This window comes from Arthrobacter sp. DMZ02-1R, from assembly GCF_057747935.1.
In genome coordinates this window covers 894,128-908,832 of sequence record NZ_CM173230.1, presented here as the reverse complement: position 1 = coordinate 908,832, position 14,705 = coordinate 894,128, and the positions used below count along the sequence as shown (strand labels likewise).

General features: G+C 62.2%; 11 protein-coding genes and 2 pseudogenes. 12 read left to right on the top strand and 1 reads right to left on the bottom strand.

Going from position 1 to position 14,705, the window contains the following annotated elements; translation table 11 throughout:
- Positions 1-308: 308 nt before the first annotated feature.
- The gene (locus tag AC3ANQ_RS04280; RefSeq protein WP_488303970.1) at positions 309-1,793 is read left to right on the top strand and encodes a tyrosine-protein kinase domain-containing protein; all 1,485 of its coding nucleotides are present in this window, start codon (positions 309-311) and stop codon (positions 1,791-1,793) included.
- Between the two features lie 1,048 nt (positions 1,794-2,841).
- Here the strand turns inward: AC3ANQ_RS04280 and AC3ANQ_RS04275 are convergent.
- Positions 2,842-3,162, bottom strand: coding sequence for an IS110 family transposase (locus AC3ANQ_RS04275; RefSeq protein WP_488303969.1), 321 nt, complete (start codon positions 3,160-3,162; stop codon positions 2,842-2,844).
- 769 nt (positions 3,163-3,931) lie between these two features.
- Here AC3ANQ_RS04275 and AC3ANQ_RS04270 point away from each other — a divergent pair.
- The 11 genes and pseudogenes from AC3ANQ_RS04270 to AC3ANQ_RS04220 all read left to right on the top strand — a co-directional run bounded on the left by AC3ANQ_RS04270 (position 3,932) and on the right by AC3ANQ_RS04220 (position 14,490).
- Positions 3,932-4,246, top strand: coding sequence for a hypothetical protein (locus AC3ANQ_RS04270; protein ID WP_488303968.1), 315 nt, complete (start codon positions 3,932-3,934; stop codon positions 4,244-4,246).
- Positions 4,247-4,288: 42 nt separating this feature from the next.
- A complete protein-coding gene (locus AC3ANQ_RS04265; protein WP_488303967.1) occupies positions 4,289-5,551 on the top strand; it encodes a tyrosine-type recombinase/integrase in 1,263 nt (420 codons plus the stop codon).
- Positions 5,548-7,614: a hypothetical protein gene (locus AC3ANQ_RS04260; RefSeq protein WP_488303966.1), complete on the top strand. Its 2,067-nt coding sequence runs from the start codon at positions 5,548-5,550 to the stop codon at positions 7,612-7,614. The genes AC3ANQ_RS04265 and AC3ANQ_RS04260 overlap by 4 nt, the downstream gene beginning before the upstream one ends.
- Complete coding sequence (locus tag AC3ANQ_RS04255) at positions 7,527-8,066, top strand: hypothetical protein (protein WP_488303965.1); 540 nt, start codon at positions 7,527-7,529, stop codon at positions 8,064-8,066. Before AC3ANQ_RS04260 ends, AC3ANQ_RS04255 begins: the two co-directional genes overlap by 88 nt.
- Positions 8,067-8,139: 73 nt before the next feature.
- Positions 8,140-8,313, top strand: a pseudogene (locus tag AC3ANQ_RS04250) (IS110 family transposase); the annotation flags it as partial.
- A gap of 195 nt (positions 8,314-8,508) precedes the next feature.
- On the top strand, positions 8,509-8,955 hold the full coding sequence (locus tag AC3ANQ_RS04245; RefSeq protein WP_488305256.1) for a transposase: 447 nt from the start codon (positions 8,509-8,511) through the stop codon (positions 8,953-8,955).
- Between the two features lie 277 nt (positions 8,956-9,232).
- Positions 9,233-9,361 (top strand): hypothetical protein, encoded by a 129-nt coding sequence (locus tag AC3ANQ_RS04240; RefSeq protein WP_488303964.1) that lies wholly within the window; start codon positions 9,233-9,235, stop codon positions 9,359-9,361.
- A 194-nt stretch (positions 9,362-9,555) separates the two neighbouring features.
- A pseudogene (locus tag AC3ANQ_RS04235) lies at positions 9,556-10,090 on the top strand (transposase family protein); the annotation flags it as partial.
- A 367-nt stretch (positions 10,091-10,457) separates the two neighbouring features.
- Positions 10,458-11,843, top strand: coding sequence for a sugar transferase (locus AC3ANQ_RS04230; RefSeq protein WP_488303963.1), 1,386 nt, complete (start codon positions 10,458-10,460; stop codon positions 11,841-11,843).
- A 40-nt stretch (positions 11,844-11,883) separates the two neighbouring features.
- Complete coding sequence (locus tag AC3ANQ_RS04225; RefSeq protein ID WP_488303962.1) at positions 11,884-13,722, top strand: DUF4012 domain-containing protein; 1,839 nt, start codon at positions 11,884-11,886, stop codon at positions 13,720-13,722.
- Between the two features lie 183 nt (positions 13,723-13,905).
- Positions 13,906-14,490, top strand: a complete 585-nt coding sequence (locus tag AC3ANQ_RS04220) for an LPXTG cell wall anchor domain-containing protein (protein WP_488303961.1) — start codon at positions 13,906-13,908, stop codon at positions 14,488-14,490.
- Positions 14,491-14,705: the final 215 nt, after the last annotated feature.

The following is a 14,705-nucleotide window of genomic DNA, read 5'->3' as shown; positions in this document are numbered from 1 at the left end:
CAGCCGAATCGGCCGATCATTCGATGTCGTGGTCGCCTGCGAACTCCGTGTCCGGGTTACGGCTCTGTCTGCCTCGCGGCAAATGGGCCGAAGACACTGAAATGCGAACAATGGCCAAAGGCACGGCTTCGATTGTGCGGGCCTCCGCGCCCAGCATGAGAACGGGCTATTGCGAGCCTAAGTCCGGACCAGTGCGTTCCGACGACAGCATCTCCTCCCTGCAGCCAGAGGCGCCGGAAATCGGGATACAATCGGGAGGCAGGCCTTCCCTGGGGGCACGGAAACAAGACATTAGGAAGGTTTCAATTTTGGAGCTTAGCGATTACTTGCGCGTATTGCGCCGTCACTGGATTACGATTGTAGCAAGCGCCTTCATCGGCGTGATAGTTGCCGGCTCTGTCTCGCTGGCACTGAAACCTACATACACCGCACGAACTCAGCTCTTCGTAGCAATCCAAAGCTCAGGGTCAGTGACAGAGCTCCAACAAGGAAATACTTTCAGCCAAGCACGCGTGCAGTCGTATGTAGAGACGGCGGCAACTCCAGTCGTACTTCAGCCCGTAATCGACAGCCTTGGACTTCAAACATCGGCGGCTGAGCTGGGGCAAAAGATCAAGGCTACCGCCGATTTCAATACGGTAATCATTTCAATTACCGCGACAGACGGCTCACCAGCCCAGGCATCTGCAATAGCGCAAGCCGTGGGGGATAGCCTCATCAAGACCATCGAAACCCTTGAGAGTCCGGCGAAGAGCAGCGCTTCCCCGGTGAAGCTCTCCGTGATCACACCTGCTACTGCACCTACAGCACCTACAGCACCTAATACTCCGATGAATCTCGCTTTCGGAGTGTTCGGTGGACTGATACTTGGTGTGGGATTAGCGGTCCTACGCACGACTCTCGACACAAAAATTCGCGGCGAGGATGACCTGCGCCGAGTGACGGATGCACCTATCCTTGGAGGAATATCCTTCGATGTCGATGCGACGAAGAAACCTCTCCTTACTCAATCCCCTGCGCAAAGTCCCCGGGCTGAATCGTTCCGACAAATTCGAACTAACCTGCAGTTTGCCCACGTAAGCCACGCTAACAGGGCCATCTTGGTCACATCGTCGCTCCCTGGCGAGGGAAAGTCCACAACCGCGACTAATCTTGCGATTTCGATGGCCGAGGCAGGACAGACCGTTGTTCTTGTCGATGCGGATTTGCGCAGGCCAAGGGTTAACGAGTATTTGGGCTTAGAAAGAAACGCTGGCCTAACCACGGCCTTGATTGGCCACGCAGACGTCAACGACTTGCTGCAGCCTTGGGGCGAGCAGGAACTGTATGTGCTTACTTCGGGCCAGATTCCTCCTAATCCCAGCGAGCTTCTTGGATCAGCCGCGATGCAGTCTCTAATAACCCGTCTTGAGCAAACGTTCGATGCCGTGATTATCGATGCACCTCCATTGCTTCCAGTCACTGATGCCGCGGTTCTAGCCCAGCAGGTTGGCGGAGTCGTGCTGGTTATTGGTTCATCGAAGGTGAATTCGCAACATCTCCAAAAGTCAATCGCTGCCTTGGAGATGATCGACGCAGACGTACTTGGAGTCGTCCTGAACTTACTGCCTGCCAAGGGACCTGACGCGTACGCATACTCCTACCACCGTTACGACACGATTCCTGACAAGGGAAAAAGCAATTCCGGAAGGCTAGCACAAGCGGATGCTCCCGCTTCGCCTTCAGGAGAAGATTTTGAATCGGTGGTGTTCTCCGAACGTTTAGGCGTGCGGGGTGGCCAAATTCAGGGTTGATCGACCTGCACGCACGTCAATGCTCCGATCCAAGCGAGCCGCTTGTGGACAGAGGATGCACCGTGCGTCGATCGGAGTGGACGCTCGTACATTATTGCGCCCTTCGTGAATAGGCATCGTTGGTTTTTGTTTGATCCGGTAGGGGCTGTGACCGCTTGCTGTGAGTAGGCATCTGTGTCGGTTGTTGGTGAAGTTGCGGAAGCCGCTGGCGATTCTGCGGGTGGTTTCGATGACGGCTTTGGTGGGCCAGCTGGACACGACGTTGGTGTCGGAGCAGGCCAGGATCGCGGTCTTCCATTGTTTGAATGTCCGGCGGAGGCCCTGATAGTTAGTCTGGCGAAGGACAACGTAACTTCCGATCGGTTCGGCTCATGGTGAATAGACCGCTGCCTTTAGTTGACGCCGCAGTTCTGGCGGGGGCAAGCACCCACCAGACGAAAGACGAACCGCCTTCACGGTGGGTTCAAAAATGGATCCGCCGCTGCCCGCCCGCAAAAGATCTCCGTGCCTCCCACGCTAATCGGAAAATGAGATGAACTGCCGCTGTGGCGCCGTGCGTCTGGGTCTCCAGAGGCCGAGTGGGCGACCGGTGGGTCATGAAAATGGAAGTCAGGCTGCCGGGGTCAGGGTGAGAAGTCTAGCCGAGGGCTTCGACCTTGCGGATGTGGCTGCGTTTTATTCGCGTCCGGGTTGATCCGGCGGCTGAAGTAATCGGCCCCAAGATCCCGGAAGCCGGTTTCGGGGTTGCGGTTGCCGTGCCCGGTTGAGCCGTTGCCCGTGTTCCGTCCGGCGGAGGAGTTGATGCCGGGTGAGAACTTCGCCTAGGAGCAAAGGTGCCCGGCGGTCGGGAAGCACATCATGTCCAACCGACTTCGGCCAAGATGACTGCGGCAGCGACGGGACCAGCGCCGGGGATTTCATCCAGCCGTGCCGCCGCCATTGCGAAAGAGGCCAACTGCGCCTCGATCCGGCGTCCAGTTCGGCGATATCGGCTTCGATCCCATCGATGCGCCGGAGCATCCGTTCCAGCAGGAACCGGTGGTGGTCATCAAATTGCCCGGTGAACGCTTCCCCCAGTTCCGTGTATGCGCCATCTGCGCCAGCACTTTCGGCTCCTTTCACCGGCGATGAGCACCGCCATCATTTCCCGGCCGGACGCCCCGAAAATGTCCGCGGCCACGGAGGAGAGTTTGATGCATACATCCTCGAGAAGCTTCTCAACACAGTTCTTCTCGGCCGTCCGTTCCCCGACCAAATCGACCCTGTAGCGGGTCAGGTCCCGCAGCTGGCGGATCAGGGGCGGGGGCACGAAGCTGGGGCGCAGCATCTGCCGTTCGGCGCCCTCGCGGAGCCAGACAGCATCAAACACGTCGGTCTTGGGCCGACCAGGCAGGTGTTTGACGTCCCGGGCGTTGACCAGCCACGGCTAGAGCCTGTGCGCTTCCAGGAGGTTGAAAACTGGCTTCCAATATTCGCTGGGTTGCCTCCATCACCCGCTCGATGCGTAGATCAACCAGATGGTCGGCCAGCTCCACCGGCGAACGGCTCATAGTCGAATGTGTGGAGACCTCCTGAAAACCCCTGCGGGTATTGCCCGGGTCGGGAATCCGGACACAACACACCAGCTCGGCCGATGTCGATCGCAGCGACTCTGGCAACGAGCTGTCCTCATCTTCGGATTGGGCCGACACTGCCCGTTCATCTCCTCACCCATCCGGACGGTTGCCGATCAGTGTGACCGTCGGTGAGAGTCTCGAGTGAAACGCAAAACTAATCCGCGTGCTCGGCGACAATGGCCGCAACAGTGAAGAGCCCACAGGAGGACTCCCAACGTCCGGTTAGAGATATGAAGTGAAGGCAGATCCTGCCCGTCCGGGCCGGCCATTATCGCCGGGCGGTCCCCGCAGCGCCGGCTTGAGCGTTCTCCGCTTGCCTCCCGATGAAGGGCGGCGCGGCGGGGCCTGGAACCCGGCGGTGATGTCCTTTATCCCGGACGGCCAGGGAACGGCCGAGAGCTGGTGGGGGCCGGGGCCTTCTGTTTCACAGGGCCGTGGGTTGCCATTGACGGCTCCTGTGGCCTGACGGCTCCCCGGGAGTGCAATGGTAGTGCCACATGTGAGGTTTGGGAGGTCCCGGCTATGTTTGAGCTTACTTTCATTGGCCTGGATGTTCACGCGGTCAACGTGGTGGGACATGCGCTGAACCCGGCCACCGGCGAAATCACGCAGCACACGATGGCCGCCGGCCCGGCCATCGTGCTGGAGTGGATCCGGCGGTTCGATCCACCCGTCAAAGTCGTCTACGAGTCCGGCCCTACCGGGTTCGTCCTGGCCCGTTACCTGCGGGCCGCGGGCATCAACTGTGTGGTCGCGGCGTCCTCGAAACTGCTCCGCGCTCCCGGAGACCGCATTAAAACCGACCTGTTGACCGAACTAGCGGCAGGGGTTTTGTAAGGAATGCGCGAAGCGTCCTTGGCCTGTGGCTAGGCTCGCGTCGTGATTAACAACGAGGATGTGCCGCGGGACCTGTCCTGCCTGGTGGTGCCGTTGGTCGGGTCTCTCGAGGCGACGGAGGATCTGTTCGTGCCGTATCGGCTGGTGGATGGCCGGGGCTCGACGGTCGCGCCGGCCGCGGCGTTCTTCGCCGAGTTGATGGCCTCCGGGCGTCCGGCGACGACGCAGCGGTCGTATGGGATGGATCTGTTGCGTTGGTTCCGCTTCTTGTGGGCGCTCGGGGTGGGTTGGAATCAGGCGACACGGGTTGAGGCACGCGATTTTATCCGGTGGCTGCAGGTCGCCGCCAAGCCCACGCGGGCGCATTGGCGTTATCCGACTGGTGGTTCCCCGGGATCGGGCGGAGACCCGGCGGTGGCCAGGGTGAACGCGGTGACCGGCAAGCCGTCTGGTGGCGATCGGTACGAGCCTGCGACGGTGGCGCATTGCGAGAGCGTGCTGCGCGGCTTCTACGATTTCCATCTGGAAGCCGGGACCGGGCCGATGCTCAACCCGTTCCCGCTGGCACGGCACGCCCGTGCCGGCCGTGCGGGAGCGCACCGCAGTCCGATGGAGCCGTTCAGCCGCGAACCTCGTGGTCGGTATCGGCCGAAGCTCGTGACGCGCGCGCCGCGCAGCATCCCGGACGAGCGGTTCGATGAGCTGTTCGCGCAGTTGGGCTCGCATCGCGACCGGGCACTCGTGGCGTTCTGGGTCTCGACCGGCGCGCGGGCCAGTGAACTGCTGGGCGCCACGGCCGGTGATGTCGATCCGGGCCAGCAGCTGATCACGGTGATGCGCAAGGGAACCCGGGTGATGCAACCGCTGCCGGCCGCACCGGATGCGTTCGTCTGGCTGCGGCTCTACCAAGCGCAGCTGGAGGACCTGGCGCCGGCTGGCCGGGACGAGCCGCTGTGGTGGACGCTGCGCCGTCCGTTCCGGGCGTTGGGATACGACGCGGCACGGGCCATGTTCACCCGTGCGAACGCTGCGCTGGGGGCGAACTGGTCACTGCACGATCTTCGCCATACCGCCGCGTATCGGATGGCGCGGGACCCGCAGATGCCGTTGACGGATGTTCAGTGGGTGCTGGGCCATGCGCACCTGTCGACCACGCAGCGCTACCTGAACCCGGTGACCGAGGACGTGATCGCCGGCGTGCTGGCCTTTCACGCCAGGCAGCGCGAACGCGGCCCCGAGGCTCCGCCAGCGGCGGGATACCGGCCCGAGAGCCTGCGGATCCTTTTCGGCGAGGCCGGATCATGACCGGCAGCACGAACCAGACGATCATCCCTGGAGAGACCGCGGCAGCGGCGGCGAAAGCTACAGCGAAGCCGACCGGGGCGCAGCTGCTGGCCGGGTTCCCGCCCCGCCCGCCAGCCGCATCCTGGCCGGCCACCGAGGCCAGTCGCGCTGAGGTGCTCGCCCGGGTCTTGGCGGCGCCCTTCACCCTGGATAACCGGCTCAGCCAGCAGACGCGCCGGACAGGGGTGTTGGCCGTGTTGAGCTGGCTGCAGGCCCACCCCGGCGAGAGCTGGCAGCAACGCTGGCAGGCCAGCGGCGCGGAGACCCACCCGGACTGGCGCGACATGGCCACGGTCACGGCCGCAGGCCGCTCACGCGCGCAAGCAGCATCCGGGAGGCAGTTGCCGCATCTGAGTCCGGGACTGCTGGTGCTGATCTGCGCCGATGTGATCCGACCGGGCCTCGGTTGGCTGCTGCGGTTCGCCCCCGCACGCCGCAATCTGGCTACCGAGATGGCCCGCACCCGTGACAGCTCTGCCTTCGCGGAGCTGGCAGAGTCTTGCACGCGCGCCCAGGTCGGGCTGCAGAGCGGGCAGCAGGCCCTGACCCACATCGCCATGATCATGGCCGCCAAGGGTGGACCGGTCAGCGAGGTTAGGGTCGGTGATTGTGTCCAGATGCTGGAAGCCGCGGCCGGGCTGCGCGCATCCTCCGGCTTGGAAGCCCACGCCACCAGTCCGCTGTTCTACCAGCTGCTTCACGCCCACGGCGTGCTCGGCGAGGATGCTCCGGCCGCGATCGAGGTATTCTCCGGCCGTGGCCAGCCCAGCTGCGAGCAGCTCATCGACCGCTACCGGATCGCCTGCCGCCCGGTGCGCGACGTATTGGTCGACTACCTGCGCGAACGCCAGCCCGCGGTTGACTTCTCCTCGCTGCAACGCCTCGCCTACCTTGTCGGGAAACTGTTCTGGGCCGACCTCGAAGCACACCATCCCGGCATCGATTCCCTGAAGCTGCCCCGCGACACCGCAGCCGCCTGGAAGCAACGGGTGATGACCCGGACCCGAACCACCGCCGGTCCCGGCGGTGAGCAGATCACGCTCACAACGCCCAGACTGGACGGACGCAGCGTGCTCTCCGCCGTGCGGGCCTTCTACCTCGACATCGCCGAGTGGGCCGACGAGGACCCGGCCCGCTGGGGACCGTGGGCAGTGCGCTGCCCGGTCGCCGCCAGCGACGTCTCCCACAAGAAGGACCGCTCCCGGCGCAAGTCCCGCATGGACCAGCGCACCCGCGAACGGATGCCGGTGCTGCCTGCACTGGTCTCCTGGGTCGAAGCCGAACGCGCCCGCACGACCGAACTGCTCGCCGCCACGCAGGCCGCCGCGCCCGGAGAGCTGTTCACCACCAGCACCGGACAAACCCTGCGGCGCGCGGCAATGCGCACCGAGAGCACCGGGCGCGTCTGGGCAGAACACCCCGACACGGGGCAACGCCTCGACGTGACGTTCGAGGAGCACCGCGGATTCTGGACCTGGGCGATGGTCGAGGTGCTGCGCCACACCGGGCTCCGGATCGAGGAACTGACCGAGCTCTCGCACCACAGCCTGATCCAATACCGGCTCCCCGGAACCGGCGAGCTGATCCCGCTGCTGCAAATCGCCCCATCCAAGACCGACGCCGAACGGCTCCTGGTCATCTCGCCCGAACTCGCCGACGCGCTCTCTGCCATCGTGACCCGCATCCGCACCGGCCAGCAGCAAGTACCGCTCGTGGTCTCCTACGACAAGAACGAACGCGTCTACAACCCGCCCATGCCGCTGCTGTTCCAATGGCGGCGCCGTCTGGAGAACCGGACAGTGTCCGAAAGGGCGCTGCGCAGCTACCTCGACCACGCGCTGAGCGCGCTCGGCGTCAAAGACGCCTCCGGCCACCCCATGCGCTACACCTTCCACGACTTCCGCATTTGTTCATCACCGACGCCATCATGCACGGAATGCCCCCGCACATCGCCCAACTCGTCGCCGGTCACCGCGACATCAACACCACCATGGGCTACAAGGCGGTCTACCCGGAGGAAGTGATCAACACCCACCGCGCCTTCCTCGCCCGCCGCCGCGCGATACGCCCCAACGAGGAATACCGCACCCCGACCGATGAGGAATGGGACCAGTTCATCGGCCACTTCGAACACCGAAAAGTCGCCCTCGGCGACTGCGGCCGCTCCTACGACACCCCTTGCATCCACGAGCACAGCTGCCTACGCTGCCCGCTGCTACGGCCCGACCCGGACGCCCGCCAACGCCTCGCGCAGATCCGCGACAACCTCATCGCCCGCATCGCCGAAGCCGAGGCCAACCGCTGGCTCGGCGAAGCCGAAGGACTGAAAGTCAGCCTCGCCGGCGCCCGCGCCAAACTCGCACACATGGACCAGATCAGCGCCCGCCGCAAACAATCCGTCCAGCTCGGCATTCCCACCTTCACCGATACCGCCGGACGCGCCAGCACGGGACGGCCCAACAACCCGCCCGGCTGACCCCAGCCCGGCGCAGAGCGGCCCACGCGTTGGAATTCAAGACCATTTTTAGTTCGGAGAAGACAGGCGGGACGCCCGGGTGCTGGCCGAGATGCTCGCCGTGGGCTCGGTGACCGAGGTGCGGATCCCGGATCTCGAAGAAGAAGCGCTGCGGGACCTGTCCCGGCTCCGCGCAGGCACTGCCAGCGACCTCGCGCATGGCCGCCAGCACGTGAACGCCATCCTGCTGCGCCACGGCATCCGCTAGCCCAAGGACACCCGGTGGACAAAGGAACACATCCAGTGGCTGCACCGCCAAAACCTTGGCGAACCGGCGCTGCAGTTCACCTACCAGGCCGATCTCGAGCAGGCCGAGCTGCTCGCCGCGCATCTGGCGCGCATCGACAAGCAGGTCGCGGCCACGGCCGCGGCGTGCCGCTATTCCCCGGTGATCGGGGCGTTGATGTGCCTGCGGGGCATCCAGATGACGACCGCGTTCGGGCTGGCCGTGGAGATCGGGGACTGGACCCGCTTCACCGGCTCCACCATCGGTTCCTATCTCGGGCTGGTACCCAGCGAGAACTCCTCCGGCCAGTCCCGGCACCAGGGCCCGATCACCAAGGCCGGAAACACCTACGCCCGCAAACTCCTCATCGAATCTGCCTGGCAGCACCGGCGCCCCTACGCCCGGCCCGGGCAACGCCTGCTGCGCCAGCTCGATCTCGTCGCCCCGGCAACCCGCATCCGTGCCCTGGAAGGAAACCACCGGCTCCACCAGAAATGGGAACATTTCGATGACCGACACAAGATGCCCGCCAAGGCCAACACCGCGATCGCCCGCGAGCTCGCGGGCTGGTGCTGGTCACTGGCCGCCCCGCTCCAGCAAGGAGAACGCATGAACGCGGCCTAACCCATGAACGTGCCCCTCCGGGACGTGGAGCAGGTGCGATGGGCAGCACACGGAGCTAACCCGGGGCCACCTCTATGAGCACACGGATGACCCGCCGTCGGACGCTCGATGTTAGACACCGATACGCTCCAGCCGAACACATCGTCATGCGGTAACCAACCCGCGGATGTCAGCCTGACACTGCCAGTCGAAACCGACCCGCCCAAGCACCAAGCTACCCACCCTGATCGGCACAAGATGAGCGGCCCCGGAACCACAACCCAGGAGCCGCTCACCTATGGCTATTGACAACCAGACCTACGTATCAGAGGACGGCTTCAGGAGCCATAGAGTGACGGCGTCGGCAGGCGATTACGGGACCATTTTCGGCCCGGTAAGGGCGTCCCGCAAGGGACATATTGGCTAGATGAGCAATTCCTATTACTTGGGATGGTGGGGAGGCCTTTAAATGCAGGCGGAAAGTGCTAAACCCGGTATGTGAATCCCGAACTAAACACTCTATGTCCTTCTCACCGATTGTGTCCTGCCTGATCTTGGCCTGTCACGGACCGGCGGACCCGGCGCAAGCCCGGCATGCCGGATGCGGAGCTGCTGCCCTGAGGGATGTCACCGGAAACTGTCAACCGCAGCGATCTCGCCGGCATGCCGGCTACGGCTACTGCGCTTCCCATTCCCGCTGCTTCTCGGGCTTCCGCCGGTACCTGATCCGCACCCCTGAAGGAATGCCGGTCATCTGGGGCCTAGCGAACCGAAAATCGGGGAACGCGAAATCACCGAGGCCCTGCTAGAAAAGGACCACAATGTCGTCCGCGCGGGCCAGGTCATCCTCGGCGACAAAGGCTTCGCCGGCAAATACATCGAACGGTTCATCATCGAAGACCTGCGCGCCCACATCATCAGCTCCCGCAAGGACGAGAAACCAGGCTTCGGCAAACTCGTCGGCATTCGACAATGGATCGAGTCAGTCTTCGATACCCCCAAAGGCTAGCTCACCCTCCAAGACCGCGGCGGGCGAACCCTCGAAGGCATCAACGCCCGCCTCGCCGCCCGACTCGCGGCCCTCGCTGCCGGAATCTGGCATAACTGGAGGATCAACGCGCCCCGCAAGCACTCCCTGATTGCCTACGACCACTGAATCCAATAGGGATTAATCATCTAGGGGATTGAATATGGCCGTGGCATCGTCCCAAGGCGCGGCAGCGACCCCGATCAGCCTTCCGTGAATAGGCAGACCCTCGATCGCAGCTGGCTCCGGGACCGTTGGCTTTCAAGACAGATAACCCATTCACCGCTGACCACTGAGACTCGAATTAGTGGGGTGGGCCAACTAGAACTCGAAGAAGAGCCATGCGCGAGGACTCAAATCAAATCCAAACCATATCAATCCGCTAAGATCATCCAGGGTGCGCTGTTAAAGGTGTTTCTCCGGAGCCTGGAAAGGGGCAAATACGTTGGGGGCGAATGAGGATTGGCGTGTCCGGACTTCCCGCTTATTGCGAACCGTGGACGCTTTTGTGGTCATCTGGGCGGTAGTTGGAGCCTATGTCCTTCGGTTCGGGCTTGATCGCGACTTCACTGCCTTGGACAGCGAAGCTGCTTACGGACTCTTCTCTATCGGACTCATGGGTGCCTGGTGGTTCATACTCGGTGCCTGGAACAGCCGCCAGAGCCGAATTCTTGGCTCGGGGCCGGAAGAATACAAGCGTGTTGCAGCCGCTTCCCTGTGGCTCTTCGGACTTATCGCAATATTCTCCTACGTATTCCGCATCGACACGGCCAGAGGGTATGTCGGCATTGCACTCCCCGTCGGCCTTGGGGGGCTGTTATTTGCGCGGTGGCTGCTTCGACAACACTTAAGCGTCCACAGGCAGAAGGGACAGCGAATGTCCAGGCTCTTGCTGCTTGGCGGACCCAGTGCTGTTATACATCTGAGGGCTACCTTGGTGCGTGAAAAGCATGCTGGCTACATGCCCATCGCCGCATATACTCCAGGCCACAATTCAACTTCCGACGAACTGGCAAGCATCGGTTTGCCCGTCCTCGGCTTTGAGCCCCGAACAAATGCGATTCTTGAAGCCATTGACCGATGTGATGCCGACGCCGTCGCGGTCTCGGCCGGTGTGCAGCTACACCCGCAGACCCTACGGCATCTGGGTTGGGAATTGGCCAACCGCAATGTCGGCCTAATTATGGCTCCCGCCCTCACAGACATCGCAGGCCCACGCATACATACCCAGCAGGTGGCCGGGTTGCCTCTCATCCACGTCACAACACCCACCCTTGAAGCCGGCCAGCGCGTTGCCAAGCGCCTCTTTGACGTCGGGGTTTCGGCGACCCTTGTTGTGCTGGCTTCGCCGCTGCTGGCAGCAGCGGCCCTTCTGGTCAAGTTGGACAGCCCGGGCCCGGTCCTGTTCCGGCAGGAACGCGTAGGACTCGCGGGCAAGCCGTTCAAGATGCTCAAGTTCCGCTCAATGGTAGTCGATGCTGAGACACAATTGGCGGCCTTGGCGGACAGGAACGAGGGAAACGGCGTCCTCTTCAAAATCAGAAATGACCCCCGCATTACGCGCTTTGGCGGCGTCCTTCGGAGATCCAGTCTTGACGAACTCCCCCAACTCTTCAACGTTATTGCTGGTTCCATGAGTCTGGTTGGTCCGCGCCCACCCATGGCCAATGAAGTGGAAGCCTACGAACAGGATGTGCGCCGACGCCTCTTGGTGAAGCCCGGATTGACCGGACTCTGGCAGGTCAGCGGGCGGTCCAATCTCTCGTGGCAGGATTCCGTCCGGCTGGATCTTTACTACGTGGAAAACTGGTCACTGACCGGTGACCTGGTCATACTACTTCGCACAGCTAGGGCCGTCTTTGGCGGCAATGGCGCCTACTGATGGATATTGATTCAATGACTCCCCATGGGACTACTGACGCATGACAGCTACTAGACAGATCGCTACGAAGGCGAAGCGTCGCCGTAGGTTGTTCACAGCCGGCATTTGCATTGCCGCCGCTCTGGTGCTAGCGGGTGTCGCAGCAGCGTGGCTTGGCGCGAAGGCCTCCACCATCAAGACAGAGCTTGAGGCGTCCACGCAGTTAATGCCCAAGCTCAAAGAAAGCATTCTGCAAAATCGTCAAGCAGACGCGTCCTCCGCGTCCGACGAGTTACGACGCCACACGGCAGCCGCTCGCGATGCCGTGGCCGATCCGCTTTGGTCCCTGGCCAGTGCAATTCCATGGCTGGGTGCGAATTTCTCGGCAACCGCTGAAATTGCCCGTTCGGCGGATGATGTGGCAACCCTCGGCATAGCACCACTGGTACAGGTATACGACTCACTGGACTGGAATAAACTCATACCTAGCAGCCGTGGCACGGACCTCGAACCAATCCGGAAAGCCGCCCCCGCAGTGGCATCCGCCACAAACGCAGTGCGCGCCTCAGCGGAACGGCTGAACGGGATCGACGCCGGCAGCCTCCTCCCTCAGATTGCGGAACCTCTCGCGCAGGCCAGGGAACAGCTAAGTTCCACGATCGGGACCCTGGATATCGCTTCCAGCGCCGCTGGGCTGGCCCCCGAAATGCTGGGATCCGAGAAACCGCGCCACTATCTGCTCCTTGTCCAGAATAATTCCGAGGCGCGAGCGTCCGGCGGCATTCCAGGCGCCCTGGCAGTGCTCACGGCGGACAAGGGAAAGATAACCCTGTCCTCCCAGAGCAGCGCCCACGATCTTGGCGAATTCATTCCGCCCGTGTCGGTTGACGCCGAGCAGCAGCGTATCTACAGCAGCCGCATGGGGACGTTCATGCAGGATGTCAATTTCACCCCTGACTTCCCTACGGCTGCAACCACAGCGCTCGCTATGTGGGAACAAAGGAAGGGTGAGCGGCTTGACGGCGCCATCTCCATCGATCCAGTGGCACTCAGCTACATCCTGGACGTCACGGGACCGGTCAGTCTTCAGGATCCGCAGCTGCTGGCGCTATCCGGCGGGAAGCTACCCACGCAGCTCTCCGGACAGAACATAGTTAAGACCCTGCTTTCTGACGTCTACGCCCAGTTCAACAATGCTCGACTGCAGGACGTCTATTTCGCGGGAGTGGCCAAGGAAGTCTTTGGCGCCCTCTCCTCAGGCAAGGGCGATGCTAAAGGTCTCCTCACCGGCGTTGGGAAGGGCGTAGAAGAACATAGGATCCTCCTCTGGTCCGCCGACTCAAGCGAACAATCTGTACTCAACAAATACCCGCTCGGTGGTTCCATATCCGGCCCCAGTGTTCCGGCTGCCCAATTCGGCGTCTACTTCAATGACGGCACCGGCGCGAAAATGGACTATTACGTGAAACGCACCGTTAAGTTGATTACGCAGTGCCCTAAGGACGGATATGGGACGGTCAAGGTACGGGTAACGAGCACGAATACTGCCCCCGCCGATGCAGCCTCATCACTGCCGGCGTATGTGACCGGAGGCGGCGCCTATGGGGTGCCACCCGGGATCGCACAAAGTAACGTAGTCGCTTACGGACCGGCCCAGGCGCATATTGAAACTGCCATACAGGATGGTAAGAACGTCCCCTTCGGTGCGCAGCGCCACGGCGACCGGCCAGTGGGCACCCTCTCCGTGCGGCTAGCGCCAGGGGAAAGCAGCACTGTGGAATTCACTTTCAGTAAGATCGTCCAGCACAGCCAGCCTGAAGTAGTGGCGACGCCATCAATCCAATCCGTTGACAAGGTGATACTCCCCACCGAGTCCGAAAGCTGTGTAGCGGCCGGATAGCCGTCAGGTTAACGCTTTGTAACGACTTTGGATTTACTTTGCAGTAAGCACCCTTAGGATGGTAGCTTCTCTTTTGGGTGGGTCTCGGATTTCAGTTCACGTGTTCGTGGTGGATGAAATTACGTCATCACAATGAGTTAGGCATCAGGTCTCAAATACGCACGAACGTCTCAGGGGGACAAATTGAAGAAATCACTTGCAGTGCTCGCGCTTGCGGGCACAATCGCTCTTGCCGCTTCGGCTCCAGCAATGGCCGTCGATTACCCGGCTCCGGCCCAGCAGGGCACTGTTTCCAACGCAACTGTTGGGGTCGGCGGAACCACCACTTTCTCGGGTAATGGCTACGCCGCCGGCGAAACCGTCAATATCACAGTCAGCCAAACCACCACGGCGCAGGGCGCAGCAGCTCCCGGCGGTTCAGTGGTCATGGGAGTTGCCGGGGCAATTCCCATGGCACCGCTTACCTTGACCGCCGTTGCCGACAGCGCCGGCGCGTTTTCCGTCACCGTCCAGTTGAACTCGGCTGGCACCTACGTGCTGACCGCCGTTGGCGCAACGTCCGGCCACACTGTTACTGCGACCGTAGTTGCTGCAGCCGCAAGCAGCGCGGGTCTGGCAAACACCGGCGGGAAAGCACTTGCCAACACCGGTGTGGACTCTAGCCTCATTCTGTGGGGCTTGGTTGGCGCTGGTGCACTTGTAGCCGGCACGGCCTCCGTAGTTGTGGTTCGCCGTCGCGCAAAGGGTGAAGCAGTAGCCGCAGCCTAAACGCAAAACGAGGAGGGGTTGTTTCCGGTAATTCGGAAACAACCCCTCCTTGTTTGCGCGTACGGTAACTTATGACCATGGGGAGACATTGGCGGAGGCGCGGGAGACTGAGTTTCCGAATCGATTTGCCGGCTATCCCACGAATTCCGACCATTTCAGGGCCAGCTTGGCCGATAATATTACTATTCCTCTTGGCTGTGGTTTCCTTCAGCGTG